Below are 23,022 nucleotides of genomic sequence, written 5' to 3'. Positions count from 1 at the left end.
CCTTCGGGCGTCCTTGACGGCCGCTGCGCGCGCGTGCGCGACCGCGATGTGCCGGTGCGGCCGCATGCGCTCGAAACCTATGACCAGCTAAAGGACGATCGAGATGAATGAATCCGACACGCGGCGCGCTCGCGCCGGCGCCCTCAATCTGCATGGACTTCTGGCGCATTGGAACGAGGTCGCCAGCGAAGCCTGGGTCGATACGCTGCTGGGCTGGGAAGAGCGGGAGCGAGGCCGCCGCGGACTGGAGCGCCGATTGCGCGCCGCCCATATCGGTCGCTTCAAGCCCCTCTGCGACTTCGATTGGAACTGGCCCAAACGCTGCGACCGCGCCGCCATCGACGCGCTGATGACGCTCGAGTTCCTCGAGGACGCCACCAACGTCGTTCTCGTCGGTCCGAACGGCGTCGGCAAGTCGACCATCGCGCAAAACATCGCCCATCGAACGCTGATCGAGGGACATGCCGTCCTGTTCACCAGCGCGGGCCAACTGCTGGGCGATCTCTGCGCGCTGGACAGCGACTCCGCCTTGCGCCGTCGCCTGCGCCACTATGCCCGGCCCCAACTGCTGGTCATCGACGAGGTCGGATATCTCTCCTATTCCAACCGGCACGCCGATCTGTTGTTCGAATTGATCTCGCGCCGCTATCAGAACAAGAGCACGCTGGTCACGACCAACCGACCGTTCGCAGAATGGCGAGAAGTTTTTCCCAACGCGGCCTGCGTGGTCTCTCTGGTCGACCGTCTCCTTCACCACGCTGAAATCGTCTCCATCGAAGGCGACTCCTGGCGCCTCAAGGAAGCCCGCGACCGCGCCGAGCAACGAACCCGCCAGCGCCGCGAGGTCAAATCATGAGAAAGCCGAGGAGATCGCCGGCGCATCTTCGTCCGCTCTCGATCGATATTCCCCGGACCTGGACGCCCGAGCAGGCGCTGGCCTTGTTCGAGCTGATCGACGATCTGCGCGACAAGATCTGGGCGCTCTATGGCGACCGAATGCAGGAATTGCTCCGGGATCAACGTGGCGACGACGGCGCCAGCGACGAAGGATCTCTCTGAACCGCCGAATATCCCGTGGTTCGATCGGGACGGCCATCCCGTCGTCCCGACCTGAGCGCTGCAATGCTGGCGCGCGCAGCGGCCGTCAAGGACGCCCGAAGGGCGCCGCGGCGCGGCGCGAAGCGTCCTTGACGGTCGCGAGCACGACAGCATCATGGGCGCGGAGGGACGTCACCGCCACGCGCATCGATCCCCATGTGAATCCATTCGCGCCGATTGACGTGTTCCTGTTCCGACCGCAGCTCGCGCCAAATCAACATATCCAGCCCGTAATTACCGGGCCGCGCCAGAGAAAGCGCTCTGACGCCTCCAGCCGTTCGGACCCAGCCCGACCGCGCCGTTTATGCGCGGATTTTCGCCGCCGCTAACATCACGCCGAGCGAATGCGCGAATTACTTTGCGGCATCCGGCTATGATGCAGTTTGATCGGATTCCGCTCTATCACGCTGTGTCCGGCAATCTGAAAAGGCTCGGAATGTTCCGCGCCGAAGTCTGCCGGGCTTGGATGCGCGCTCTGCGACGGCGTAGTCAGCGTTCGCGCCTGACCTGGGAGCGCTTCCAACGCCTCATCGCGCTCTACATCCCCAAGGTCCGCGTTCTGCATCCCTATCCGAACCAGCGCTTCGCGTCTTGACTCAAGGCAAGAGCCGAATGCGGTAATTCTGCACGTACGGATCTGTGCGGGGGGCGTGGGGCAACCCACGTCCCTGCCGCGACCCTACCACATCCATGGGCTCAGAAAGCAAGTCGCCTATGATTGCGGCGATGACCTCCCATATCGCGTCGAGGTGACGCTCGCCAATCTCAATTACGTTACCATCGGCGATGGCGAGGTCGCGCTGGTGAGCAACGGGCGATAGCAAGCCGCGGGTGCGCCTCCATTGCATCATCGAGCGCGACGCGGCGAGCAGGGCCGCAGCCGCAGATTTCGAGGTGATCACCAACGACGTGACGTGCGAGGCGGCCGAGATCACTGCCCTTTATGAGGCGCACTGGCGGATCGAACTCTTGCTCCGCTGGCTGAGCAGCATCTCTCGATCCGCACAGGTTCTTGGGCAAGAACGAGAACGCCATCAAGGCTCAGCTGCTGGCGACGATGATCGCCCTCCTACTGCTGCGCATCGCCGCGCACGGCCACCGCGTCGCTCTGCCGGCGCTGCGCTCGCGGGTTGTTTCCTGTTCGCGCGCCCATCCGTCGCTTCGATCGACGAGCCCCCCTCCCCAAAAAAATACCACGTGCCGACGCGCGTCCTCTCGAATCAAAGAATCCATCAGGAGCGCTCGCCGATGAACTGGACGCCACGTACGAGGAGATTTTCCAAATCGTACCCTCGCGCGCGAGCGGCTTCGTAAATCTCTGGATAACGCGATGCATAAGGGTCCAATTGCGGGGACTTCGACCAATAGTCGAAATGCCATTTTGAAAAATGCTTAGCCGCTTGTCCCTCGAATAAATCCCTGTAGATTTGAAAGCGCTTGCCGTTCATCTCGTGAAGAAAGATCTCAAAGTCATTGGCGTTGCCACCCTTGTCATAGATGAGCCGCTCGAATTCTTCTCTGTTGGTCAAGAGATGCGCCCAAGGATCGAGATTCAAATGGAAAAGGTGATGGCCGTAGGCGGAATGCCACAATGGATCGAACTGAATGAGCACGAGACTACCTGGTGCAGTGACGCGGATCAGCTCGTCATAGGCCTTGGCCGGCTCGGGAATATGCTCGAAGGCGTTGACGCTGAAGACGAAGTCGAAAAGCCCGTCCCTGTAGATCAGATCCTGCGCGTCGACCGTGTGAAACTCGACCCGACTCGGATCGTATGGAATATTGTTGCGAGCGAATTTGGCGCTTATGCCGGCGAGAAGCGTCCCTTCGTATTGGGTGGTGTAACGGACGATATCTGTAATATATATTTCTTCTACGATGTCCAGTAGAAACGGCGCATGAAGCCCGAGCCCCCCCCCGAGATCGATGCCTCGACGATATTTCGTGACCCTGAAACCAAGGTCTTCGGCGGCTTGTCTTAAGTTTCCAACATCGAGTCTGTGTTGCACAATGTCCGCTAGCTCGTCATACATTGCTCTGCTCGCCTTTCCGACTTGGTCCTGCTTTGCTTTGGGTCGTTTTCCGCTAGTTTAGGAGAATTAAAAACCGATGAAAAGGGTGCGGTGCAAATTGCGCGAATGGCCGAGCGATCTGGGTTTGATATTGCACCGGGATCAGGCAACGCGCACTGCGCTCCAGTTTTCGGGGTAAGCATTCGGTGAGGCACGCAGATTGATCATTTTCGGCCAGCGACGGCTGCGCGAGAATCAGGCGGCGACTTTTTTGGCCTGCTAATCGGCGGCCCAGCGTCACGACAGCAAGGTGGCAAGATCATTGATCTTGTGATCGTTGATACGGGCGAGCGCCTCGGTGAGCCAAGCCTGTGGGGCGACGCCGTAGGCGATACTCTTGTAGATCACGGCGGCGTCAGAGCTTTTCTCCGCCAAGCCCTCAATATGCCAGCGCTCGTCGCCTGCCGCTTCAATCCGCAGATGAAGGCTGGCTATGTCAGGCTCGTGGAAGCTGGGGAGCCCGCCAAGGTCGCCATCACCGCCGTCATGCGCAGAATGATCGTCCTCGCCAACGCATAGTTGCGCGATGATCGCATTTGGGCCGAAAAAGCCATTGTCCATAACGGATACTCTAGCAGCCTCTCAAATTCTCGCGGCTGGCTTCAACCGCTCGAGATCGGCGTCGACCATCTCGCGGATGAGCGCATCGAGCGAGGTCTCGGGCGCCCAGCCGAGCGCCTTGCGTGCCTTGGAGCTGTCGCCGAGCAGAATGTCGACCTCCGCCGGGCGGTAGAATTTCGGATCGATCACCACATGCGCCTCCATGTCGAGGCCGGCATGGGCGAAAGCGATGCGGCACATGTCGCGCACTGTGGTCGTGACGCCCGTCGCCACGACATAATCGTCCGACGTCTCCTGCTGCAGCATCAGCCACATGGCCCGCACATAATCGCGCGCATGGCCCCAGTCGCGCTTGGCGTCTATGTTGCCGAGGCGAAGCTCCTTGGCGAGGCCGAGCTTTATGCGCGCCACGCTATCCGTCACCTTGCGGGTGACGAATTCTATGCCGCGCAGCGGGCTCTCATGATTGAAGAGAATGCCCGAGGAGGCGTGCATGCCGAAGCTCTCGCGGTAATTGACCGTGATCCAATGGCCGTAGAGCTTGGCGACGGCGTAAGGCGAGCGCGGATAGAAGGGCGTCTCTCGCTCTGCATCGGCTCCTGAATGAGGCCGTACATCTCGGAGGAGGAGGCCTGATAGAAGCGCGCGCCGGGGGCGCCGAGACGCAGCGCCTCGAGCACCTTGGCGACGGCGACGGCGGTGATGTTGGCGGTGAGAATGGGCTGGCGCCAGGAGGAGGCGACGAAGGATTGCGCGGCGAGATTGTAGACCTCGTCCGGCTTCACCTCCTGGACGATGCGCAGCAGGCTGGAGAGATCGCTAAGATCGCCGTCGAGCAGCTGCACGTCATTGGCGACGCCGAGCCAGCGCAGGCGATGGTCCTCGACGCCGCGGTGCGAGGAGCGGCGGATCACGCCAGAGACTTCATACCCCTTGCTGAGCAGAAGCTGTGCGAGATAGGCCCCATCCTGTCCGGTAATGCCCGTCAGCAGCGCGCGTTTCGTCATGCACCCCTCTAATTCAAATCCACGTTCGCGGCTTTCATCATCGGTCGAACGGCCCTCTATATACGATCTAGGCGTAGCTGGCGATGTCACATAACGGAGGGTAACGCGAGAGGGACGATCTTCGGGCCATGAGACAGTCGCCCGTGAGCTACAAGCGCCGTCGCTTCCCGCCGTCGATCATCGCCCAGGCCGGTGGGCTTTATTTCTGATCTCCACTTAGCCTGCACCTCGTCGAGGAAAAGCTCTTCGAAAGGGGGATCGATTGGTGCCTCCGGATGCAGTGAGGGCTGTGCGCGGCGTCGCTCGCCGCAGCCTGCCCCGTATCGCGAGCCTCCTCAGCCAGCGCAGCTCATGCACAGTCACGTAACGATTTAGTCCGTTCGTGTCCATCCGCGAACAACCGCGGGGTGTCTATCTCGGCGCGTGGGCGTGGATCGTCAGGGCGATTGCGTTCCAAGATCGCCAATGCTGGCCGCGCGCGCCACGGCATAGCAGGCGACTTCTCGGAGTTCGTATCCGTTGAACTCGACCGTGGTGACGTCATCCTGCTACCGGCGCGACGTTTCCGGGTTCCCATAACGCCCGTTCCGCGAGTTCGCGCGCATGGGGGCCGAACGCGCTCGCCGCCTCTCGTCACAGCCGCGGCGCGATGGGTACCCTCGACCGTTGTATCCGCGCTTGGCGCCGCGCAGCTCAGAATAATTCACGTACCTGTCGAGCAATGGCCCGTTCCAGCGTGCGAATTTCGATGCAGATGATTTCGTAGGCGAGCGCTGGCCACCTCTCGGCAACAGAGAGACGACGGCAATCGCGCCAATCCTCCAGCCTCTGGTGGAGGCGCACGACCTCGAGGCCCCGTGCTTCGTCCTGCGGGCTGGCGTGCATCGCTCGGCGTCCCGAGGTCACTGTCGTCGCCCTGTTGTCGTTCGCCGACGGGGCGCTCTCGTTCAAGTCTTGCATTTTCACGCGCCCGTCTCGTTCCTGTCTCTGACGCAGGACCCGGCGTCGCGTGCTCTCCGCCGGTGCGCCACGTCGGTAGTCGATTTCAAACCTTCAACCACTCCTTCAGCTTCGTCCATCGCTTTCGCCCGGCGCCGCTTCTCACCGCGATCGCCAGCGCGCGGCGCTGGCCGACGAGGACGACGAGGCGCTTGGCGCGGGTCACAGCCGTGTAGACGAGATTGCGCGCCAGCATGGTGTAATGCTGCGTGGCCAGCGTGATGACCACGGCAGGATATTCCGAGCCCTGCGACTTGTGGATCGTCGTCGCATAGGCCGGGACCAAGGCGTCGAGCTCGGCGAATGGATACACGACCTCTCGACCGTCGAAGTTCGCGACGAGTGAGGCCTCGTCGTCGTCGATGCGCAGGATCGTGCCGAGGTCGCCGTTGAATACGTCACGATCGTAATCGTTTTCGGTCTGCATGACCTTGTCGCCTGGCGCGAAGATCGAGCCGAATTTCTCCACCTTCGCCGGCGGGTTGGGATTGAGCGCCTTCTGCAGATCGACATTGAGCGCTCGCGCCCCGAGCGCGCCGCGCTGCATCGGACAGAGCACCTGAATGTCGCGGATCGGGTCGAGACCGAAGCGCCGCGGAATTCGGTCGCGAACGATTTCCACCACCGTGGCGGCTCCCCTCTCGGGATCTTCGGCGTCGACGAACCAGAAATCCGATTCCTCGCCGCGCCGCGGCAATTCCGGCATTTCGCCGCGATTGATCCGATGGGCGTTCACGATGATGCGGCTTTCGGCGGCCTGCCGGAATACTTCGGTCAGGCGTGCGACCGGCACGGCTCCGGATTCGATGATGTCCGCGAGCACCTGGCCTGGTCCGACCGACGGCAATTGATCGACGTCGCCGACCAGCAAGAGCGCCGATGGCCCGGGGATCGCCTTGACGAGCGCGTACATGAGCGAGATGTCGACCATGCTGGTTTCGTCGATGACGAGCAGGTCGCAGTCGAGCGGATTGTCCGGACCCCGCCGAAATCCGCCGGTCTTGGGATCGATCTCCAACAGACGGTGGATGGTCTTCGCCTCTATCCTGGTCTGTTCGGCCATGCGCTTGGCGGCGCGGCCGGTCGGCGCGGCGAGCAGAATTTTCGTTCCCTTGGCGACCAGAATGCGCAGAACCGCGTCGAGCAAGGTCGTCTTGCCGACGCCGGGACCGCCGGTGATCACGGCGACTTTGGAGCGGAGCGCCATCTTGATCGCCGCGCGCTGCGACGGCGCCAGGGTCTTTCCCGTCCGCTTCTCGACCCAGGGGGCGGCCTTTTCCACGTCGATCTGCGGCCAGGGCGGCGAGCCTCGGAGCAGCGCCCGCAGCCGCTCGGCGACGCCGCGCTCGGCGGTGTGAAGCCCGCGCAAGAAGATGCAGGGCTCCCCGCCGATCGTGTCGCCGACGACTTCCGCGCCCGCGAGCTCGTGATCGAGCGCCGTCCGCACGATCGCCTTGTCGACGTCGAGCAGCTTGACCGCCAGTGTGAGAAGGCTTTCGATAGGAAGCCCGCAGTGACCGTCGTCGGTCGCCTCCTGCAGCGCGAAGGATACGCCGGCGCGCACGCGTTGCGGCGCTTCTTTCCCGACGCCCATCTTCATGGCCATGGCGTCGGCGGTCCGAAAGCCGATGCCTCGAATATCCCGGGCGAGCCGATAGGGATCTTCGGTCATCACCCGAATGGCGTCGAACCCATAGGTCTTGAAGATGCGCACCGCTCGCGAAGTCCCGACACCATGCGAATGCAGGAACACCATAATGTCGCGGACGGCCTTCTGCTCGGCCCAGCCGGCGGCGATTCTTTTGGCGCGGAACTCTCCGATCCCCGAGACCTCCTTCAGCCTTTCCGGGGTCGCTTCGATGGTTTCGAAGGTGGCCACGCCGAATGCGGCGACAATTCTCGCGGCGAGCTTGGGACCGATGCCCCGGACCATGCCGGAGCCGAGATATTTCTCGATGCCCGCCGCCGTCGTCGGAGGCGTGGTCTTCAGAAAATCCGCTTTGAATTGAAGCCCATGAGCGCGGTCGTTGATCCAGACGCCGACGGCATGAATATATTCGCCCGCGGAAATTGACGCGGCGTGGCCGACGACCGGCACGAGGTCGCGCTTGCCGCGCGCTTTCACCTTCAGAACCGCGAAGCCATTCTCCTCATTGTGGAACGTCACGCGCTCGACCGAACCGACGAGCGTTTCCCGCGAGGTGCCGCTCTGCGATGGCTGTTCAGGTTTCAAGGCGAGGCTCGGGCGCTTCGAGAGGCTTCGGACTGTTCGATAATCTGACCGTCGCCAAGAGAGGCTGCGCCGCGGGCGAGGCGTCGACGACGCGATACTCGACGCCACAGCGCCGAACAGCGCCTTTCCGACGGCGCAGCCCGTCGCGCACATAGGCGCGAGCCTCGTCCTCCGACGCGAATTCGCGCGCGAATGTTCGCCCCCGACAGCCGATCCGGCCGAAGGAGACGCGCACGATCCACGCTCCGAACAGATCGCGCCCGGCCTCGACGCGCCAGGAACGATGGCGGTTCGCCTCCGGATTTCGGCCCTGCAACGCAATCGCGATCTCGTCCATCGCCGCCATGCCGGCCCTCCACGCCGCCGCTTCGCATTCGCACACGAATGAATCACGAATGGGAATCCGGAGCAAAGGGAGAGGAAGCATGGCTACCGCTAGCGCCGTCCGCGCCGACAAGGGTGCGTCGCTTTGCTCCCGCGCGTTCCGCGCGCCCTTGCAGCCCGGCCGTCTCGCGGTCGGCCGACGGCGTTTTGGGAAAGGAGAAGGAGAAATCGAGCTCTCCGCTCCGCCCGACCCGAGAAAGGGACGGAACGCCATGAGCCATGACCCGGAAATCGAACAGCTGCGGGCGAAGACCAATTGCGCCGCGCTGCTGGAGCGCTCGACGCCGCCCTGGCGGCTCGATCGCCGAGAGAGCACGAAGAACTGCCTCAAATATCGACGTGGAGAGGGAGAAATCCTGATCGTCAATCACGAGGGCCGCGGCTGGTGGGATCCGCAGAGCGAGGCGAAGGGCGACGTCTTCGATCTCGTTCAGCATCTCGAGCCCCGTCTGAATTTCGGCGAGGTCCGCAAAGTGCTGCGCCGCTTCACCGGCGTCGTCCCGCGATTTCCCAGCTTCCAGCGCTCCCGAGGAGAGTCGAGGCCCGCGCTCGCGCTCGCCAAGCGCTGGGAGCGACGCCCCCGGCTGCAGACGGGCTCGACCGTCTGGCGCTATCTCGCCGGCGCGCGTGCTCTGCCGCGACGCGTCCTCGAACGGGCGCGCGCCGCCGACGCGGTGAGAGAAGGCCCCTATGGCAGCGCCTGGTTCGCGCATCGCGACGATCACGGCGCCGTGACCCATATCGAAATCCGAGGCCCCGATTTCAAAGGATCGGTGAAGGGCGGCGACAAGATGATGTTCCGCCTTCCCGGCGGTTCCGCGCCACTGACGCGCTTCGTGCTCGCGGAAGCGCCGATCAATGTGCTGAGCGTCGCCGCATTCGAAGACGTCCGCGACGACACGCTCTACGCCGCGACCGGCGGCGGCATGGGGCCGAAAACCATCGAAGCGATCGAGACGATCGCCGTCCGCCTCGCGAGAACCCCGGTGTCAGGAGCCATTTTGGCGTGAGAATACGTTTTAAGGGAAATCAACGAGTTAACTAAAGCCATGATGCTTGAGAATATCCATTTAATTCGATAATATCGCTTGCCGAAGCCAGCTAATTTGAGAATTTGCTGTTCCAACATTTCTATAGAATTGCGAACGGCGACGCACGACACGGCCCAGTTTTCCGGCCAAAGCGACGTGGGAAGCCGTCAAACGTGAGAATATTATTGGTCAATATTATCACGTTCGATGGCTTTTTGGATTCGGATTCGGATATTCTCAAGCCAAGATGGCTCCTGACATCCTGGCTGCTGCTCGTCGAGGCGATTACCGCCATTCAGCTCACCGGCACGGCCCTCGTGCCATCGGCGTGCGTGAAGCTTCCAGGAGCCCTTCCCGTTGAAGGGCGAGTGGAAATGCCAGTCGCCGCCCGGAAGCTGAACCGCGGGTCACCGCCCGATTTGAACGGGATCGTCGAGGAGGCGCCGGATGGAGGGTTGGCCGACGGCTGATGGCTATCATATCCGGATCAGCGGCGCGGGCGATTCCGCCAGTAGCCGAACTCGTCCTCATGAATCTCGACATCCAGCTCCGCTACGCGGGCTTGCAGCCTGCTCTGCACATCCGCGACCGCCTTGTTGTAGATAATCGGACCGATCTCTTCGACGAAGAATTGGAGCAGCCCCTCCGCCGCTAGATTGCCGATCTCATTATCCATCTTCTCTTCGAAATAGCGTCGAATCGACAAGACCGCTTCCTTCGCAGACTCTTTCGGTATCTCGATCGCCACCGCGCGTTCCTTTCACGCATAGAGCTTCGCTACTTCCGAGCCGATCGACGCATTGCCCTGGTCGACGCCGTTTGGCGCATCGCGCGGGAAAACGTCTGGCGCGTCGATTGGAGACCCGTCCTTGGCGGCCGGTCGCGCTGAGCGCCAGACTCAGCAATCGGCCGATTGATATCCATCCCCGTCGGCGAAGTCGGCGGCGTCTTCGTCCGTCTCCCGCTCTTCGTCGCACAGTCCCAGGATCCCGTCGAGATCGCCGTCGGTGCCCGGGCGCTGCAGCAGGCCCTCATCCTCCAGCCTTTCGATGTCGGGCAGCTCGCGCAGGCTGGCGAGGCCGAAGGCCTCCAGAAATTTCCGTGTCGTGACATAGGCGAAAGGCGCGCCAGGCTCGGGCGCGCGCAACGCCCCATCGATGAGATCGAGACGCTTCAGCCGGCCGATGACGTCGCGGATGATCTCTCGGCCGGCGAGTCGCGAGAGTTCGGCCCGGGTCGCGGGCTGCAGATAGGCGATGGCGGTCAGCGCCAGCAATTCGGTGGGCGTCAATTCGGGCGCGCCGCCGTCGCGCGGAACGCCCGAGCCCGCCACGCGGATCGCGCCGGCGAAACGCGGCCGCGTGCGAAACTGCCAGCCACCAGCGACGACGACGATGTCGTAGGGACGCCCGCGCAGCTCGTCGACGATGTCGGTGAGAAGATCGTCGAGATTGCACCCCTGCCCGACCAGCCGCGCGAGCGTCTCGCGCGGCACCGGATCGCGCGCGGAAAAAATCGCCGCCGCGACGCGGCCCATCCATTCACGCCAGCGCATCGGCTCGGGCAAGTCGGCGAGATCCGCGTCGAAAGACATATCGGGTCCGGCTTTCCGGGATCGCCTCATTGGCGGTCCTCAGAGTCCGTAGAGACGAAAAGTCGGGCGGCCCGACAATTCGCGCACGGCGCCGAGTTCGACGAGCCGATCGAACAGCCGGCGCGCGGCGCGATCTGAGAGCCGCGCAGACCGCGCCGCGCGGGCCGGCGAAACGGCGTCGTCGGCGAGCAGCAGCTCGACGACGCGGCGGGCGCCCTTGGTGCGCAGTTTCGGCGCGACCGCCAGCAGCCGATCCGCGCCGCGCGCCAGGTCGACGGCGAGCGCTGACGCGTCCCGCGCCGCCAACGCGATGGCGCCGGCCAGCGCGTCCGGCCACTCCGGATCGCTCGGCCGCGGGCGCCGGCTTGAAGCGCTGCGCAGCTCCGGGCGCAGAAGCGTCGTGGCGGCGAGCGCGACCGGCCGCTCCCACCCCAGGCGCTCGGCGAGCGCGACATCGGCCGCCCACCAGGCGAGGATTTCCGCTTCGGCGCGCCGTGTCGTCGGCAGCTCTCGCGCCAGCATGACACCCGCAGTCGCCGCGGCGGCGAGCGGCTGAGCGCAACCTGCGAGAGCGCCCTGCAACGCGCCGGCGAGCGCCAGCCACCCGAGATCGGGCGGCAATTCGAGAAGCGCGGCGGCGGCCGCGAGGGCGGCGGCATCCAACGTCGCCGGGCGACCGGCGAAGTCGCGCCACAGCCGGTGAATGCGGCCGGCCGGGCTGGTCTCACCCGCGCCGGAGGAAAGATGCTCGGCGTCGCGCAAGGCGGCTTCGTCCTCGCGCAAGCGCAACGCCGCCGCGGACGCCGCCGCGGCGCGCAACGCCAGCCGCTGGCGCAACGCGTCGGCGAAGGGCGGGGCGTTCCGCAGGACTTGATCGACGAGCGCCAGGCCGACGCCGGCGGAGAATTGCGCGCCGCCCGGTGCAAGCCGCGCCCAGCCAGGAAAAATGATATCAGATAGGGTGTTAGATGGGTTCGTCGACGCAGCAGAAGAGCGAGGGCGCGTCGATCTCCGCGGGGATTTTTCCGCGGCGACGGCGGTCGCATCGGCCGCGATGAGCGGTTCGGAGTCGAATCGGCGCATGGCGCAATCGCAACCGATGGCGGCGCTTTGTCACGCGCGTTCGTGTCGTAAGCGCCGCACCTGTCGGTTCCTTTTCGATGTCCGATAAGGTTGGTTTATCGGACATGAATGCGCGGCCCCGGATTTCCGGGCGATCGGCGTCGTTTCCGGCGCGTCCGAGCGGATCGGGGGAGCCGATGACGTTCCGGGCGTCGCTCGGGCATCGCCACCCGCTGTCGCTGCGCAGCGACAGAACCGGCCGCGCGGTCCCCAGAACGTCGAGGGGCGCCCAGAGCGTCGCTAGGGCCGGGTCGTGCCGCGATCGGCCCTCCGGTGCGCCGTTCACGATCGCGCTGATCCGACCCTGGAACGAAGGGGGCGCGTCGACGAGAGCGCCCTCCTCCTCCCGCGCCGATCGTTCGGCGAACTCCTGCTCGCAGTGACCGCAGACGAGCCGCGCGCACCCGTCACGCAGGCGAAAACCGACATGACGCGGCCCGTTGCAAGTATGGCCGTGATTCGACAACAATCCGTGATGCTCGGGGCAGGCGTAGCGCTCCGCCAGCATCCGCTCCGTTCACAGACGCTCGTCGCGCCGGGCGACGGCCAGGGTAGCGCCGCGACAGCGTCAAGCGCCGCAAGCGCGCCGGATCGACGTCGCCGGCCTGCGCCCAAGACGCGATGCGCTCTCGCGGCGGCGCCCCGTCGTCGATCGGACCGCGATGACCCGCCGCCACCGGCGCAAACGCGATCGGTTCGAGCTGAATCTTACCGGAGCTGTGGGGCGATAAAAATCCACTGGCTCGTTCGAGTGGGAGCGCCGTGTCGGATCGACATTGGATTTTCTCGCTCCATCATATAACCTGTCCCCAATTAGGAACTGATTTAGAGGCGAGCATGACCCGCACGGAAGCCGATCTCACGCCGCGCGAAGTCGCCGAGCTCGCCGGTGTACCCAAACGGGCCATCGAAAAGGCGATCGAGGAAAAAGTCCTGCCGGTTCATACCGGCAAAATTCCCGCCCTGCGCTCCGGCAAGGCGATGGGCACGCGCCGCTTCCTCGGCGTGGAGAGCGTCGCCTACGCCACGTTGGTCCGTCGACTGACCAGTGACGTCACGCTGACGATCGCAGGCAAGCGCAAATTGATAAAGGCTCTCAAGAGCCACGAGTTATCGCGCCTGAAGACCGCGCAGGTCGAAATCGCGCCATCTGTAACCGCCGATATCGGCGAACTCGCCGGTGAGGCGCTCGAGCGCACCGATCGGTATCTGAGAGCGCGCGAGACTTGGATCGACAGCGTCCCGGGCATCAAAGGAGGACTGCCTGTAATTAAAGGCACGCGCCTCACGGTGCATTCCATCGAGGCTCGCGTCGAACACGGCGACAGCATGGACGACATCGTCGCCGAAAATCCGGATCTGCCACGCGAAGCCCTCGAAGCGGCGCTCCTGTTCGCCAGATCGCATCCACTTTCCGGACGCCCCCAAAACGTCTCGCGACGGCCGGCGGCGTGATCGAATGCGATTGTTCATCGACGAGTGTCTGTCGCCGAGTTTCGCCATCGAGCTCGCCCATCTCGGCCATGATGCAATTCACCCGCTTCATGTCGGCCGACGCGGTCAGCTCGACCACACAGTAAAAGATTTCTGCATCGCCGAGGATCGTGTCATCGTCACCGAAAACATCGGCGATTTTCGCGGCCTACTCGGCCGTGAACCGATCCATCCGGGACTGATCGCCCTGCCCCAGACAAGTCGCGCGCGCGGATGGGCTCTGATCGAAGCGGCCCTCGTTTTCCTCGAAACGCGCGGCGGCGATCCGATGGACACGATGATCAATCACTGTCTCGACTTCGACGCCGACGGTCGACCCGCGCTCCGCGCCCTATCCGCCTCGGGATGACCGTCAGTGTCAGCCGAGCGGAACTGTCGAGATGCGAGGGGTGCTGAGGGGCAGGCGCAACGCACAACCGCCAAATTATCGGGCGGCTTTCCGCGCGGAACGCTCGTCTGTGCGCCTTTTCGTTTTGGCGCCTCTCGGGCTCTTCGAACCCGAATTTGCACCTCAGAGGCTCGCGAAATCGCTCGATAATGCACGTGCGCTTACAGATGGTTCAAAAAGTCTGCGATGGGCCCCGACTTGAACGATGACGGCACCCTCCCCTGCTCCGATCCGGCTGCTGCCTCATTCGCCACATGGCCATCACGCGCCGCAAGGGTTTCGTCGTCAGCGTGGGTGTGGCGCGCCGACAATTCGTTGCTCCGGTGAACGCATGACATGCCCACGCTCTCTTTTTGACAGCCGTGCAGAAGCTCTAAAATACTAGTAAAAGCATGTAATTAGCGCAGCCTGTGAGGCAGGTTCGTCGCTGGGGTAGTCTGCGATGTTAACCTGTCGTTAACCAAAAACCCGTTGCGGAGCAAAGAGAATCAGGATTAATTCCCGCTTGTAGGCGAGCTTGGCGTGGAAAAGCGTTATTTCGGGAATTGGCGCCGATGAATGTGACGACAGCTATCGACGAGACGGGCGATTTCAGCTTCTACGAGACTATTCTCCAACAAGGAGAATTGATCTCGGATAAGCTAAACATGCTCCGGTTGGAGCATTATCCGCCCGACGCCATTAAGAACCTTCGCTCCTTCTCCTTGGCGGAGACCGCATATTTTCTGGGCGTGACGTCATCTAACATCAAGAAGCTTCATCTCGAAGGCAAGGGCCCTACTCCCACCACCTCGGTGTCCGGACGTAGGAGCTACACGGCCGAGCAAATGTTAGAGTTGCGGCACTATCTCGATCGTCACGGACGGGCGGATTACAAAAAATATGTGCCGCATCGACGTGGGGGGGAACAGCTCCAGGTCATCGCCGTCGTCAATTTCAAAGGCGGCAGTGGAAAGACCACTACGGCGGCTCATCTGGCCCAGCACCTCGCTCTCACCGGCCATCGCGTGCTCGCAATTGACCTCGATCCACAGGCCTCCCTATCTGCGCTTCACGGTATTCAGCCAGAGCTCGATCGTAATCCTTCACTCTACGAGGCCCTACGTTACGATGGCTCGAAGAAGCCAATTTCCGAGGTCGTTCGGCGTACCAATTTCCCTGGGCTCGACATCGTTCCTGCGAATTTAGAACTGCAGGAATACGAATATGAAACGCCTCTCGCCGCTTCGGACAAATCGTCGGCAGAGGGGCGGATGTTCTTCACTCGGATCACCGACGCTTTGAAGGAGCTCGATCACGATTATGACGTCGTGGTGATCGATTGCCCTCCGCAGCTCGGCTATCTCACCTTGACCGCTTTGGCGGCTTCCACCGCCGTTCTCATCACCATCCATCCTCAGATGCTGGACGTGATGTCGATGAGCCAATTCTTGCTGATGCTAGGCGGCGTTCTTCAGTCGATCAGCGGAGCCGGAGCTGAGGTTCGCCTCAAATGGTTTCGCTATCTCGTAACACGCTATGAGCCGACCGATGGCCCGCAGGCTCAAATGGTTGGCTTCATGCAATCTTTGTTTCCTAAGCAGATGCTCAAAAACCCGATGGTGAAATCGACCGCTATTTCGGACGCGGGGATCACCAATCAGACGCTGTACGAGGTCGAGCGCGCCCAATTCACGCGCGCAACGTATGACCGCGCATTGGAGGCGTTGAATGCAGTCAATGAGGAGATCACGGCTCTCGTCCATCAAGCGTGGGGACGGAAATGATCGTCATTTTGACAGCCGTGCAGAATTGCCGAACCGCTAAATTCCTCAAGAGATTAGCGCAAGGGAGAGGAGCCTGATATGGCCCGTAAGAACCTCTTGGCGACTATCACGGGGACGGAGACGTCAAAGGCCGATGTTGCCGCGCGGCATGATTATGCGCTTCGCGGAGCGTCTCGCTCGATGATGCTTTCGATCGATGAGATGGCCGAGAACGCGAAGAAAATGCTGGCGGGGGAGACAGTCGTCGAACTTGATGTCTCAGTTCTGGATCGCTCTTTTGTCGCGGATCGCATCGAAGACGATGATACGGATTTCGCCGATCTACGCGAGGCGATCAGGGAGCACGGACAATCGACGCCGATTCTTGTGAGACCCCATCCGCAGAGCAAGGGTCGCTTCATGATCGTGTTTGGCCACCGTCGCGCGCGCGTCGCTAAAGAGCTGGGTATTCCTGTTCGCGCGGTGATCAAGAACCTAGAGGATATTGCGCATATCATAGCGCAAGGTCAGGAGAACACGGCCCGAGCAAATTTGTCTTTCATTGAAAAGGCGCTGTTCGCCAAGAAGCTCCTCGACATGGGGCAGCGGAAGGAGACCATCAAATCCGCACTGACAATCGACGACAGCTTGCTGTCGAGGATGCTTTCTGTGGCGGAGACGGTTCCGGTGCCCGTGATCGAAGCAATCGGCGCGGCCAAAGCCATTGGCCGTGACCGGTGGGAAGAACTCAAGAAGCAGGTGAAGTCGCCGAAGGCCGCGGAGGCGGCGATTGTCGTCGTGGCGTCAGACGAATTCCGTTCCAAAGGCGCAATGGAGCGGTTCAATTTTTTGCTCGCACAACTGCAGGCGCTCGGACGCAAGCCACGGAAGTCTGCGCGCGGGAGGATCGACCCGGCATGCTGGGAATCTGAAAGCAAGGCCGTGTCTGCAAGCTACCGGAATAACGGAAGCAGCTTCAGCCTCTCGCTCAAATCGAAAGAAGCGAGTGAGTTCGGCCGATATATCTCGTCTAATCTCGACGCACTCTACCGGGCGTTCAAGGAGACGAAGATCACAAGTGAAGCAGGAGATTGACCCCGCAAAAGAAAAAAGCCCCCGAACGTCGCCGCCCGGAAGCCTTTCTCTGATTTAAGCACTCCGAGAATCACACTTCCGCGAATCGCTGTCAAGCATTTTGGCGCCCATATCGGCGAGCGGATTTCTTTTGCCTGAACGAGGCAAAGGATCATGCAGACACGTCCAACGACGCCCTTCGGGCGGCGGCCGTTGTCGCTCGCCATGATGGCGAGCCAGACCGCGACCGAAAATTTCGCCGCAAAGCAGGGCGCGTCCGAAACCGTCGTGCACAAATGGCGGCTGTTTCGCGCGCTCACCGAAGCCAAGGAGCCGCTCGGCGTCACCGAGCGCGCGCTATCCGTATTGCACGCGCTGCTGAGCTTTCACCAGGAGACAGCGCTCAGTCTGCCGGAGATCGATTCGATGTCCGCCGAGGCGGGCTCGGCCGGCGCCGGCATCGTCGTGTTTCCCTCGAACAAGGAACTCTCGATCCGCGCTCATGGCATGGCGCCGGCGACGCTGCGGCGGCATCTCGCCTGCCTCGTCGACGCCGGACTGATCATCCGCCGTGATTCTCCGAACGGCAAACGCTTCGCCCGGAAAGGGCAGGGGGGAGCCATAGAGGACGCTTTCGGCTTCGACCTCGCGCCGCTCGTCGCGCGCGCTGAAGAAATCGAGAATCTCGCCGAGGAGGTGCGGGCCGAGAACCGGGCGATCGCGCTGCTGCGAGAAAAAATCACGCTCACCCGACGCGACATCGTCAAAATGATCGAGACGGGATTGGGGGAGAGCGTTTCCGGCGACTGGGACGGCGCGCATCAGCGCTATGCGGCGCTCTCGGGGCGCTATGGGCGGGGACTTTCCCGCGCCGATCTGGAGGCTCTGGCCGGCGAGCTGGCGGAGCTGGCCGCCGAAATCCACAAGCTACTAGAAATTCACATAAAAGCTCAGAAAATGAGCGGCAATGAGTCTCAAACTGAGCGTCACATACAGAATCAAACCACAAACATTTCTGATCTTGAACCTAGCCTTCAAGAAGGCAGGGCCGATCCATCGCAGCCAAATCTCGAAGAGGGCAGGGAGCCGATCGTTCGAGCGCCAGAAACCTCCCCGGATGGCTCTCGGACTATCGATCCCAAGCCAGCGTTTCGAGCCTATCCGCTCGGCATGGTGCTGGAGGCCTGTCCAGATATCGTCGATTACGGTCCGGGTGGCGAGATTTCCTCATGGCGAGACTTGGCTGCAGCCGCAGCGACGGTGCGCTCGGCGCTTGGCGTTTCGCCAGACGCCTGGTCGCAGGCGTTGGACGTCTTGGGCGAGCAGAATGCTTCGATCGTCATCGCCGCGATCCTGCAACGCGGCGATGAAATCAAGAGCGCTGGCGGTTATCTCCGCGTTCTGACTGAAAAGGCGAGGGCCGGGGAGTTCTCGCTCGGGCCGGTGCTGATGGCCCTGTTGCGCGGCAAGGCTGGGAAGGCGGCGCGAGAGCGCAAGAGAACGGGGTGACGCGAGGTGTGTTTTCGGACGCGCCTCGGCAATCCGCTCGATCACAGTGTTTCGGCGCTGAGCAGCCGGAGCTTTTCGGCGCGGTCGAGCAGGCTTTTGACGGAGGAGGGCGCCCAGCGCGTTCCGCCACGCGGCGTACGCTCATACATGGCTTCGAGCTGCGCGCCGATTTGCGCGAGCGTCAGATCGGGATTGGCCCGTTTGATCCCGGCGACGAGCGTGACGAGGCGCTCACTGCTGACCTTGCGGCTGGCGGCCTGATGAAGGAGGCGGGGCTCGATCAAACCCTCGGCGACGAAACATTTGACCGCGCGCTTCAGGCGCTCGACGGTCCATTGGGGCAGGGGAGCGCCGCTGACGCCATCACGCTTGGCGTTGAGCACGCGCACGACATCCTGCCAGCGGTGATCCGGGCGCATTTGCCGGACGACCGGCAGCCAATGTTCGGCCGTTCGATTGACGCGCTCGAAATAGTTCGCCGCCTTGGCGTCGACGATGCGCTGGATGGCGTCGGGGTCTCCGGCGCGGAGCTTCGGATTGCCGCCGATGCGGCCGCGCTTCTTGGCGGCGCGCAGGCCGTCCTTGGTGCGCTCCCGGATCAAAGCGCGCTCCAACTCGGCCACGGCGCCGAGAACCTGCAAGGCGAACCGGCCTTGCGGGGTCGTCGTGTCGATGGGATCGGCGAGCGATTTGAAATGCGCGCCTTTGGCGTCGAGCTCGGCGATCACGGACAAGAGATGCGAAAGCGAGCGGGCCAAGCGGTCGAGCCGCGCGACGACCAGCACGTCGCCGCGGCGCACGCGCGAAAGGGCCTTGGCCAGTTCCGGCCGCGAGGCTTTCGCTCCCGACATATGCTCGCGAAAAATCTCGACGCAGCCGGCCGCCTTCAGCACATCGGTCTGGGCGTCCGTGACCTGATCCTCGGTCGAGACGCGGGCGTAGCCGATCAGGGGCATTCGCCCTGGTCTCCTTCCGACGAAATCAGCAACGGACTATTTGCGAGCCGCGCGATAAGCTTCAGGAATCTCGTCGTCCGCAACCGGCGGAACGCCGCCCTCGCGGCGCATGATCTGGTCGAAGGCGCTCCAATCGGTCCGGCCTTTCTTTTCCGCGAAATAGCGAGCCGTCCGTAACGCCGAAACCTTTTCGGCCACCGCCGAAGCAACGAATTGGTTGAGGCTCGTGCCATCCTCGGCGGCAATCTTTTCGGCTTCCGCCTTCATCGAAGCGGGGAGCCGAAGAGCATAAGCGGCAGTTTTGGTTTTCATTGCACTATCCTCATCAGCGTATCTCTCGGCGTCAGAACGTCGATCCCAAAGCGCTCTCGCACAAGTCCGAAGTCCCGCAAATTGAACGTAACGATTGTCGTGGCCCGCCCATTCACAGCCGCCTCGAGCACCAACTCGTCGCCCGGATCTCGCAATTGCGGCCGCCAAAGGAACCAAATTTCGACCGGTTCGATCAGATCGATGATCGCGTCGAGAAACTGACCGACCTCTTTCGTCGACAGGCCGGCCGCTTTGCGGTGTTCGTCGCGCAGACACACGGCCTCATATTCGATTGCGAGGGCGGCGCTGGCCAAGAGATGGACCTGTCCTCGACGCGCAAGCTCGAGAAGCTCGGCAGAGGCTCCGCTTGGGCTTCGGAGTGCTGCGATCAGGGCGTTCGTATCCAGAACCAATCTCATTGCCGCAAACATATCATATCGCCTGTGATGTTATCAATGGGCTCTTAAAATCGAAATTACGATTTCGATTAATATCAATAATCGGTCATTTGAAAACGCATCCGAAGGCCGAAGTTCGCCGCCTCGACATGGGCGACGAGCGGGGAAACGCAGGAAAATAGCCCTTTTCGTCGATTTGTGAGCCGAAAGCTCGTCTCCGGAGCCGTTCTGAGGCTCGCTTCCGGCGGCCGCGGCGACGCGTTTCGATCCGGGCAGCGAAAGAGAAAATAGCATCTTCTATCACTCAAGTTATATTCGATATCCCTTGATATAAATCTTGATTCGCGCGGAATTAAAATGGGGTTAGATCTTCCCAGTTCGGTTTCATTCGAGCGCCTGCAAACGCCCTTCGAGAGCGCGTCGGACGCTCTCGCGCGCTTCGACGAGCGGCTTCGTTCCAGTCACGTCGCCGAGGCGTTCGTACTTCGCGCGCATTTCCACGACGCCTGCGCGGCCTTGTGGCGCGCGGGCGAATTCGTGCAGCTCGAAGACTTGGTGCTCCATGACGCCGGGATGGACGTGCGCACGCCGACGCACGAACTCGTGCGGGCCCACGCCGTTCTGCTCGCGCGCCGTCGCATAGCTGATCGCGAACCGGCGTGGGCGTTGACGACCGAGGGCCTTGCCGGTCTGCGCGGCGCATGGAGACCGAACGGCGCGGCGTGTGAGTCGACGACCGGCTGCCGTGCAATGCGCGATGACGCGGCGGGTGGGGAGCTGGATGAGGAGGACGGCGAGACGATCCACACAGGAGAATTCGACGAAATCGACGAGTTGCTGGCGCGAACGTCACGCGTGATAGAGCGAAGCGAGCCGGCGCCTCTGAAGCGGGACGACTCTGGTTTGGTTTATGATGAAGATTGGGACGAGGAGGACAACATCAAGAACGCCAGATGGCGCGCCGCTCTCAATATCCGAGCTGCCCTCGAAATGGCAGGGGCTCGTTAAGAACTGCACAGCCCTGGATGGCTGCCACCAACGAGGCGGACAAGAAGAAGCAAAAGGAAGGCACCTCTGACGATCAGCGCACTGAGAACCGGACAATGGGACGGAAGCATATTGTGCCTTATGGCCTCTATCGCGCGCATGGCTTTGTGTCTGCGAAACTCGCCGAGCGCACCGGTTTCTCGGAAACGGACATCGCTTTCCTTTGGGAGGCATTACGAAACATGTTCGAGCACGATCGCTCTGCCGCCCGAGGCGAAATGGCGACCCGAAAGCTTATCGCCTTCGAGCATGACAACGCCCTGGGCCGGGCACCTGCGCATGACCTGTTTGCCCTCGTGGTCGTGCAGCGCAAAAATGGCATTGAGGCCTATGACATCTGCGACAACAGGGGCGATAATCTGCCGCCCGCCCGTCGCTTTGCCGACTATCGCGTGACAATAAACCGGGATAGTGTACCTGATGGCGTGATTATACACGAATTGCTATGATCCAGATGAAATGTATCCGTACCCTTTGGGCGGCTTTTCCAAAATCGAGGGAAAAGCGAATGAACTGATGGGGTGGATGCCCCCTTCGACCGGCGTCGTATGATGTCGTAGGGCGCTGTCTTGGCGATCGATTTGGCAAAGCGCAGCTTTCACGTCTGCGGAACAGTTCGCGGCGGGGCGGTTCTATTCAATCGCACAGTTTCGCGTTCGAAGCTCGAGCAGCTCTTGCGCGGGCAGACGCCCTGCATCGTCGCGATGGAAGCCTGCGCCACGAGCCATTATTGGGGTCGCGTAGCGCAAGGCTTCGGCCATGAGGTCCGCCTCATTCCTGCAATTTACGTGAAGTCGGTTCAGGCGTCAAATAATGAGCGTTGAACGGTCCTGGCCGGTGGGGCACGACCGTTTCGGAGGGTTTGCCGATCCGCCACTTAGCGACCATTGGCGGCCGCATAGCCTATGTGCTAATGCACGTCGCTTCTTGTCCGCTTAAGGGGTAGAGCATGGGTCTTCGAATTCTTTATAAGTCCATCCACGAAGTCCTCGAATTCGACGATCTTCGTATGTTCACGTCCAGAGGGCATCAAGTATTCAGTATTGGGTGGTACCATTCGAAATATAACTCGACGGATTTCAGGGTTGGTAGAGACGAGTTCTATCAACAGGATCTAATTGACGCATGGATAGCATCGGCTGGAATGAGCAAAGAGTTCGTCGATTTGTTCGATGTTGTGATCGTGAACCACGATACGTCATGGGTTGTGCAGAATAACGAATTCCTGCGCGGCAAGCCCGTTATCTATCGCACGATTGGCCAGAGCAATAAAGAACTAGAACGGCTATTGAAAGAAATTGAAAACAACGTCTGTATCGTTAGATATAGCGAAAAAGAGTGTGGCCTTTCTGGGTTCGCAAAGACTGATGCAGTAATATATTTTGCTAAGGATATTGAGAGTTATCCTCAATGGGTAGGAGGCGGTAAGCCGCTGACGTTCCACAATAATTATCTGGATCGAGATTGGGCGTCTGTTCCTTCTCTTCGGACGTATATAAATGTCACTTCTGGACATGACGCCAGATTGTTCGGTTTTCGAAATGAAGGAATCCAGAACTGGGGCGGATTGATTTCGGCTGACGCGATGATGGACGAATTTCAAAACTGCTCATGCTATTTGTTCGTGTGGACGTTAGGTCCCTCATACACGCTGAATTTGATGGAGGCGATGCTTGTCGGGGCTCCGATAATCGCGCCTTCGGTATCGATGATCGAAGCCGAGCTACAGGAGCGTGCTGATGGGTGGCATCGAGAGCGCTACGAGGTCGCGTGTTTTCTGTCCGACAAGCACGCTCTCATATACGACACCCCGAAGCAGGCCGCCGAGTTCATCGCGCAAGCCAACGAGCGCGATGATGAAGTAATTGCGATGGCCGAACGCATTCGGGAAAGAGCGCGCTCACTGTTCGATATGCGCATCATTGGGGCGCAATGGGATGATTTATTTTCACGGATCATTCCATGACTCGATTCCCCTCCGTGCCAACGATGTTGAGA

At 61.6% G+C, this 23,022-nt stretch carries 25 protein-coding genes and 3 pseudogenes; 15 read left to right on the top strand and 13 right to left on the bottom strand.

Features of this window, described 5'->3' with window-relative positions:
- Positions 1 to 103: 103 nt before the first annotated feature.
- The 4 genes from istB to K369_RS25905 all read left to right on the top strand — a co-directional run bounded on the left by istB (position 104) and on the right by K369_RS25905 (position 1,919).
- The gene (gene istB, locus K369_RS00250) at positions 104 to 856 is read left to right on the top strand and encodes an IS21-like element helper ATPase IstB (RefSeq protein WP_036286151.1); all 753 of its coding nucleotides are present in this window, start codon (positions 104 to 106) and stop codon (positions 854 to 856) included.
- Positions 853 to 1,059, top strand: coding sequence for a hypothetical protein (locus K369_RS00245; RefSeq protein ID WP_036286149.1), 207 nt, complete (start codon positions 853 to 855; stop codon positions 1,057 to 1,059). The genes istB and K369_RS00245 overlap by 4 nt, the downstream gene beginning before the upstream one ends.
- 412 nt (positions 1,060 to 1,471) lie before the next feature.
- Positions 1,472 to 1,693, top strand: coding sequence for a hypothetical protein (locus tag K369_RS00240; protein WP_036286147.1), 222 nt, complete (start codon positions 1,472 to 1,474; stop codon positions 1,691 to 1,693).
- Positions 1,694 to 1,748: 55 nt separating this feature from the next.
- On the top strand, positions 1,749 to 1,919 hold the full coding sequence (locus K369_RS25905; protein ID WP_156967612.1) for a hypothetical protein: 171 nt from the start codon (positions 1,749 to 1,751) through the stop codon (positions 1,917 to 1,919).
- A 411-nt stretch (positions 1,920 to 2,330) separates the two neighbouring features.
- Here K369_RS25905 and K369_RS00230 read toward each other — a convergent pair whose 3' ends face one another.
- The 6 genes and pseudogenes from K369_RS00230 to K369_RS00210 form a co-directional block, all read right to left on the bottom strand.
- Entirely contained in the window at positions 2,331 to 3,131 is an 801-nt protein-coding gene (locus tag K369_RS00230) for a methyltransferase domain-containing protein (protein ID WP_036286143.1), read from the bottom strand.
- A 276-nt stretch (positions 3,132 to 3,407) separates the two neighbouring features.
- Positions 3,408 to 3,731 carry a hypothetical protein gene (locus tag K369_RS25900; RefSeq protein WP_156967611.1) on the bottom strand — a complete coding sequence of 108 codons (324 nt, stop codon included), beginning with the start codon at positions 3,729 to 3,731 and terminating at the stop codon, positions 3,408 to 3,410.
- 21 nt (positions 3,732 to 3,752) lie between these two features.
- Positions 3,753 to 4,738 (bottom strand): annotated as a pseudogene (gene gmd, locus K369_RS00225) (GDP-mannose 4,6-dehydratase).
- Positions 4,739 to 5,431: 693 nt separating this feature from the next.
- On the bottom strand, positions 5,432 to 5,689 hold the full coding sequence (locus K369_RS26895; protein ID WP_210165039.1) for a hypothetical protein: 258 nt from the start codon (positions 5,687 to 5,689) through the stop codon (positions 5,432 to 5,434).
- Between the two features lie 94 nt (positions 5,690 to 5,783).
- Positions 5,784 to 7,970 (bottom strand): ATP-dependent RecD-like DNA helicase, encoded by a 2,187-nt coding sequence (locus K369_RS00215; protein ID WP_036286138.1) that lies wholly within the window; start codon positions 7,968 to 7,970, stop codon positions 5,784 to 5,786.
- Positions 7,960 to 8,307: a WGR domain-containing protein gene (locus tag K369_RS00210; protein WP_084570365.1), complete on the bottom strand. Its 348-nt coding sequence runs from the start codon at positions 8,305 to 8,307 to the stop codon at positions 7,960 to 7,962. Before K369_RS00210 ends, K369_RS00215 begins: the two co-directional genes overlap by 11 nt.
- Before the next feature lie 259 nt (positions 8,308 to 8,566).
- Here K369_RS00210 and K369_RS00205 point away from each other — a divergent pair, with 259 nt between their 5' ends.
- Together K369_RS00205 and K369_RS00200 are read left to right on the top strand one after the other, a co-directional pair.
- Positions 8,567 to 9,364: a DUF3991 domain-containing protein gene (locus K369_RS00205; protein WP_245278033.1), complete on the top strand. Its 798-nt coding sequence runs from the start codon at positions 8,567 to 8,569 to the stop codon at positions 9,362 to 9,364.
- 206 nt (positions 9,365 to 9,570) lie between these two features.
- Positions 9,571 to 9,855, top strand: a complete 285-nt coding sequence (locus K369_RS00200; protein WP_036286136.1) for a hypothetical protein — start codon at positions 9,571 to 9,573, stop codon at positions 9,853 to 9,855.
- Between the two features lie 17 nt (positions 9,856 to 9,872).
- On the opposite strand, the gene K369_RS00195 is transcribed toward K369_RS00200, so the two are convergent.
- The 4 genes from K369_RS00195 to K369_RS25895 form a co-directional block, all read right to left on the bottom strand.
- Complete coding sequence (locus K369_RS00195; RefSeq protein ID WP_036286134.1) at positions 9,873 to 10,133, bottom strand: DUF2164 domain-containing protein; 261 nt, start codon at positions 10,131 to 10,133, stop codon at positions 9,873 to 9,875.
- 150 nt (positions 10,134 to 10,283) lie between these two features.
- Positions 10,284 to 10,979, bottom strand: a complete 696-nt coding sequence (locus K369_RS00190) for an SMC-Scp complex subunit ScpB (RefSeq protein WP_245278031.1) — start codon at positions 10,977 to 10,979, stop codon at positions 10,284 to 10,286.
- A gap of 39 nt (positions 10,980 to 11,018) precedes the next feature.
- On the bottom strand, positions 11,019 to 12,062 hold the full coding sequence (locus tag K369_RS00185) for a DUF1403 family protein (RefSeq protein ID WP_084570361.1): 1,044 nt from the start codon (positions 12,060 to 12,062) through the stop codon (positions 11,019 to 11,021).
- On the bottom strand, positions 11,944 to 12,609 hold the full coding sequence (locus K369_RS25895) for a hypothetical protein (RefSeq protein WP_051948600.1): 666 nt from the start codon (positions 12,607 to 12,609) through the stop codon (positions 11,944 to 11,946). The genes K369_RS00185 and K369_RS25895 overlap by 119 nt, the downstream gene beginning before the upstream one ends.
- A 329-nt stretch (positions 12,610 to 12,938) precedes the next feature.
- Here K369_RS25895 and K369_RS24300 point away from each other — a divergent pair, with 329 nt between their 5' ends.
- From K369_RS24300 to repC, 5 genes are all read left to right on the top strand, one after another.
- Positions 12,939 to 13,556, top strand: a complete 618-nt coding sequence (locus K369_RS24300; RefSeq protein WP_051948597.1) for a DUF433 domain-containing protein — start codon at positions 12,939 to 12,941, stop codon at positions 13,554 to 13,556.
- Positions 13,557 to 13,560: 4 nt separating this feature from the next.
- Complete coding sequence (locus K369_RS00175; protein WP_051948594.1) at positions 13,561 to 13,944, top strand: DUF5615 family PIN-like protein; 384 nt, start codon at positions 13,561 to 13,563, stop codon at positions 13,942 to 13,944.
- Between the two features lie 593 nt (positions 13,945 to 14,537).
- Complete coding sequence (gene repA / locus K369_RS00170; protein ID WP_036286131.1) at positions 14,538 to 15,749, top strand: plasmid partitioning protein RepA; 1,212 nt, start codon at positions 14,538 to 14,540, stop codon at positions 15,747 to 15,749.
- Between the two features lie 78 nt (positions 15,750 to 15,827).
- Positions 15,828 to 16,823: a plasmid partitioning protein RepB gene (gene repB / locus K369_RS00165; RefSeq protein ID WP_036286129.1), complete on the top strand. Its 996-nt coding sequence runs from the start codon at positions 15,828 to 15,830 to the stop codon at positions 16,821 to 16,823.
- 153 nt (positions 16,824 to 16,976) lie between these two features.
- On the top strand, positions 16,977 to 18,311 hold the full coding sequence (gene repC / locus K369_RS00160) for a plasmid replication protein RepC (protein WP_084570360.1): 1,335 nt from the start codon (positions 16,977 to 16,979) through the stop codon (positions 18,309 to 18,311).
- A 41-nt stretch (positions 18,312 to 18,352) separates the two neighbouring features.
- On the opposite strand, the gene K369_RS00155 is transcribed toward repC, so the two are convergent.
- Genes K369_RS00155 through K369_RS00145 form a run of 3 tightly spaced genes read right to left on the bottom strand, consistent with a single transcriptional unit; the run spans position 18,353 to position 19,998 of the window.
- Positions 18,353 to 19,267: a recombinase family protein gene (locus tag K369_RS00155; RefSeq protein WP_036286127.1), complete on the bottom strand. Its 915-nt coding sequence runs from the start codon at positions 19,265 to 19,267 to the stop codon at positions 18,353 to 18,355.
- 36 nt (positions 19,268 to 19,303) lie between these two features.
- On the bottom strand, positions 19,304 to 19,534 hold the full coding sequence (locus tag K369_RS00150; protein WP_245278030.1) for a toxin-antitoxin system HicB family antitoxin: 231 nt from the start codon (positions 19,532 to 19,534) through the stop codon (positions 19,304 to 19,306).
- Between the two features lie 41 nt (positions 19,535 to 19,575).
- Positions 19,576 to 19,998: a putative toxin-antitoxin system toxin component, PIN family gene (locus tag K369_RS00145; protein WP_036286256.1), complete on the bottom strand. Its 423-nt coding sequence runs from the start codon at positions 19,996 to 19,998 to the stop codon at positions 19,576 to 19,578.
- Between the two features lie 336 nt (positions 19,999 to 20,334).
- Between K369_RS00145 and K369_RS00140 the strand changes: the two genes are divergently transcribed.
- From K369_RS00140 to K369_RS25890, 4 genes and pseudogenes are all read left to right on the top strand, one after another.
- A complete protein-coding gene (locus tag K369_RS00140; RefSeq protein WP_245278029.1) occupies positions 20,335 to 20,985 on the top strand; it encodes a hypothetical protein in 651 nt (216 codons plus the stop codon).
- Positions 20,986 to 21,002: 17 nt separating this feature from the next.
- Positions 21,003 to 21,473, top strand: a pseudogene (locus tag K369_RS00135) (type I CRISPR-associated protein Cas7); the annotation flags it as partial.
- Positions 21,474 to 21,593: 120 nt separating this feature from the next.
- A pseudogene (locus K369_RS28065) lies at positions 21,594 to 21,818 on the top strand (IS110 family transposase); the annotation flags it as partial.
- Positions 21,819 to 21,973: 155 nt separating this feature from the next.
- Positions 21,974 to 22,990, top strand: a complete 1,017-nt coding sequence (locus K369_RS25890) for a glycosyltransferase (RefSeq protein ID WP_198032976.1) — start codon at positions 21,974 to 21,976, stop codon at positions 22,988 to 22,990.
- Positions 22,991 to 23,022: the final 32 nt, after the last annotated feature.

This window comes from Methylosinus sp. PW1, from assembly GCF_000745215.1.
Taxonomy (GTDB): Bacteria; Pseudomonadota; Alphaproteobacteria; order Rhizobiales; family Beijerinckiaceae; genus Methylosinus.
The sequence above is the reverse complement of the archived record's forward strand: the minus strand, read 5'-3'. Positions and strand labels throughout refer to the sequence as shown.

What these genes read in the sequence shown, in the direction of transcription:
- repA (WP_036286131.1), top strand. Translation starts at nt 14,538, where the DNA reads ATGAATGTGACGACAGCTATCGACGAGACGGGCGATTTCAGCTTCTAC.
- K369_RS25900 (WP_156967611.1), bottom strand. Translation starts at nt 3,731, where the DNA reads ATGGACAATGGCTTTTTCGGCCCAAATGCGATCATCGCGCAACTATGC.
- K369_RS00245 (WP_036286149.1), top strand. Translation starts at nt 853, where the DNA reads ATGAGAAAGCCGAGGAGATCGCCGGCGCATCTTCGTCCGCTCTCGATC.
- K369_RS00210 (WP_084570365.1), bottom strand. Translation starts at nt 8,307, where the DNA reads ATGGACGAGATCGCGATTGCGTTGCAGGGCCGAAATCCGGAGGCGAAC.
- K369_RS00190 (WP_245278031.1), bottom strand. Translation starts at nt 10,979, where the DNA reads ATGTCTTTCGACGCGGATCTCGCCGACTTGCCCGAGCCGATGCGCTGG.
- K369_RS00205 (WP_245278033.1), top strand. Translation starts at nt 8,567, where the DNA reads ATGAGCCATGACCCGGAAATCGAACAGCTGCGGGCGAAGACCAATTGC.
- K369_RS25895 (WP_051948600.1), bottom strand. Translation starts at nt 12,609, where the DNA reads ATGCTGGCGGAGCGCTACGCCTGCCCCGAGCATCACGGATTGTTGTCG.
- repC (WP_084570360.1), top strand. Translation starts at nt 16,977, where the DNA reads ATGCAGACACGTCCAACGACGCCCTTCGGGCGGCGGCCGTTGTCGCTC.
- K369_RS00155 (WP_036286127.1), bottom strand. Translation starts at nt 19,267, where the DNA reads ATGCCCCTGATCGGCTACGCCCGCGTCTCGACCGAGGATCAGGTCACG.
- K369_RS00150 (WP_245278030.1), bottom strand. Translation starts at nt 19,534, where the DNA reads ATGAAGGCGGAAGCCGAAAAGATTGCCGCCGAGGATGGCACGAGCCTC.
- K369_RS00140 (WP_245278029.1), top strand. Translation starts at nt 20,335, where the DNA reads ATGGGGTTAGATCTTCCCAGTTCGGTTTCATTCGAGCGCCTGCAAACG.
- K369_RS24300 (WP_051948597.1), top strand. Translation starts at nt 12,939, where the DNA reads ATGACCCGCACGGAAGCCGATCTCACGCCGCGCGAAGTCGCCGAGCTC.
- repB (WP_036286129.1), top strand. Translation starts at nt 15,828, where the DNA reads ATGGCCCGTAAGAACCTCTTGGCGACTATCACGGGGACGGAGACGTCA.
- K369_RS00175 (WP_051948594.1), top strand. Translation starts at nt 13,561, where the DNA reads ATGCGATTGTTCATCGACGAGTGTCTGTCGCCGAGTTTCGCCATCGAG.
- istB (WP_036286151.1), top strand. Translation starts at nt 104, where the DNA reads ATGAATGAATCCGACACGCGGCGCGCTCGCGCCGGCGCCCTCAATCTG.
- K369_RS00145 (WP_036286256.1), bottom strand. Translation starts at nt 19,998, where the DNA reads ATGAGATTGGTTCTGGATACGAACGCCCTGATCGCAGCACTCCGAAGC.
- K369_RS25890 (WP_198032976.1), top strand. Translation starts at nt 21,974, where the DNA reads ATGGGTCTTCGAATTCTTTATAAGTCCATCCACGAAGTCCTCGAATTC.
- K369_RS00185 (WP_084570361.1), bottom strand. Translation starts at nt 12,062, where the DNA reads ATGCGCCGATTCGACTCCGAACCGCTCATCGCGGCCGATGCGACCGCC.
- K369_RS00230 (WP_036286143.1), bottom strand. Translation starts at nt 3,131, where the DNA reads ATGTATGACGAGCTAGCGGACATTGTGCAACACAGACTCGATGTTGGA.
- K369_RS00240 (WP_036286147.1), top strand. Translation starts at nt 1,472, where the DNA reads ATGATGCAGTTTGATCGGATTCCGCTCTATCACGCTGTGTCCGGCAAT.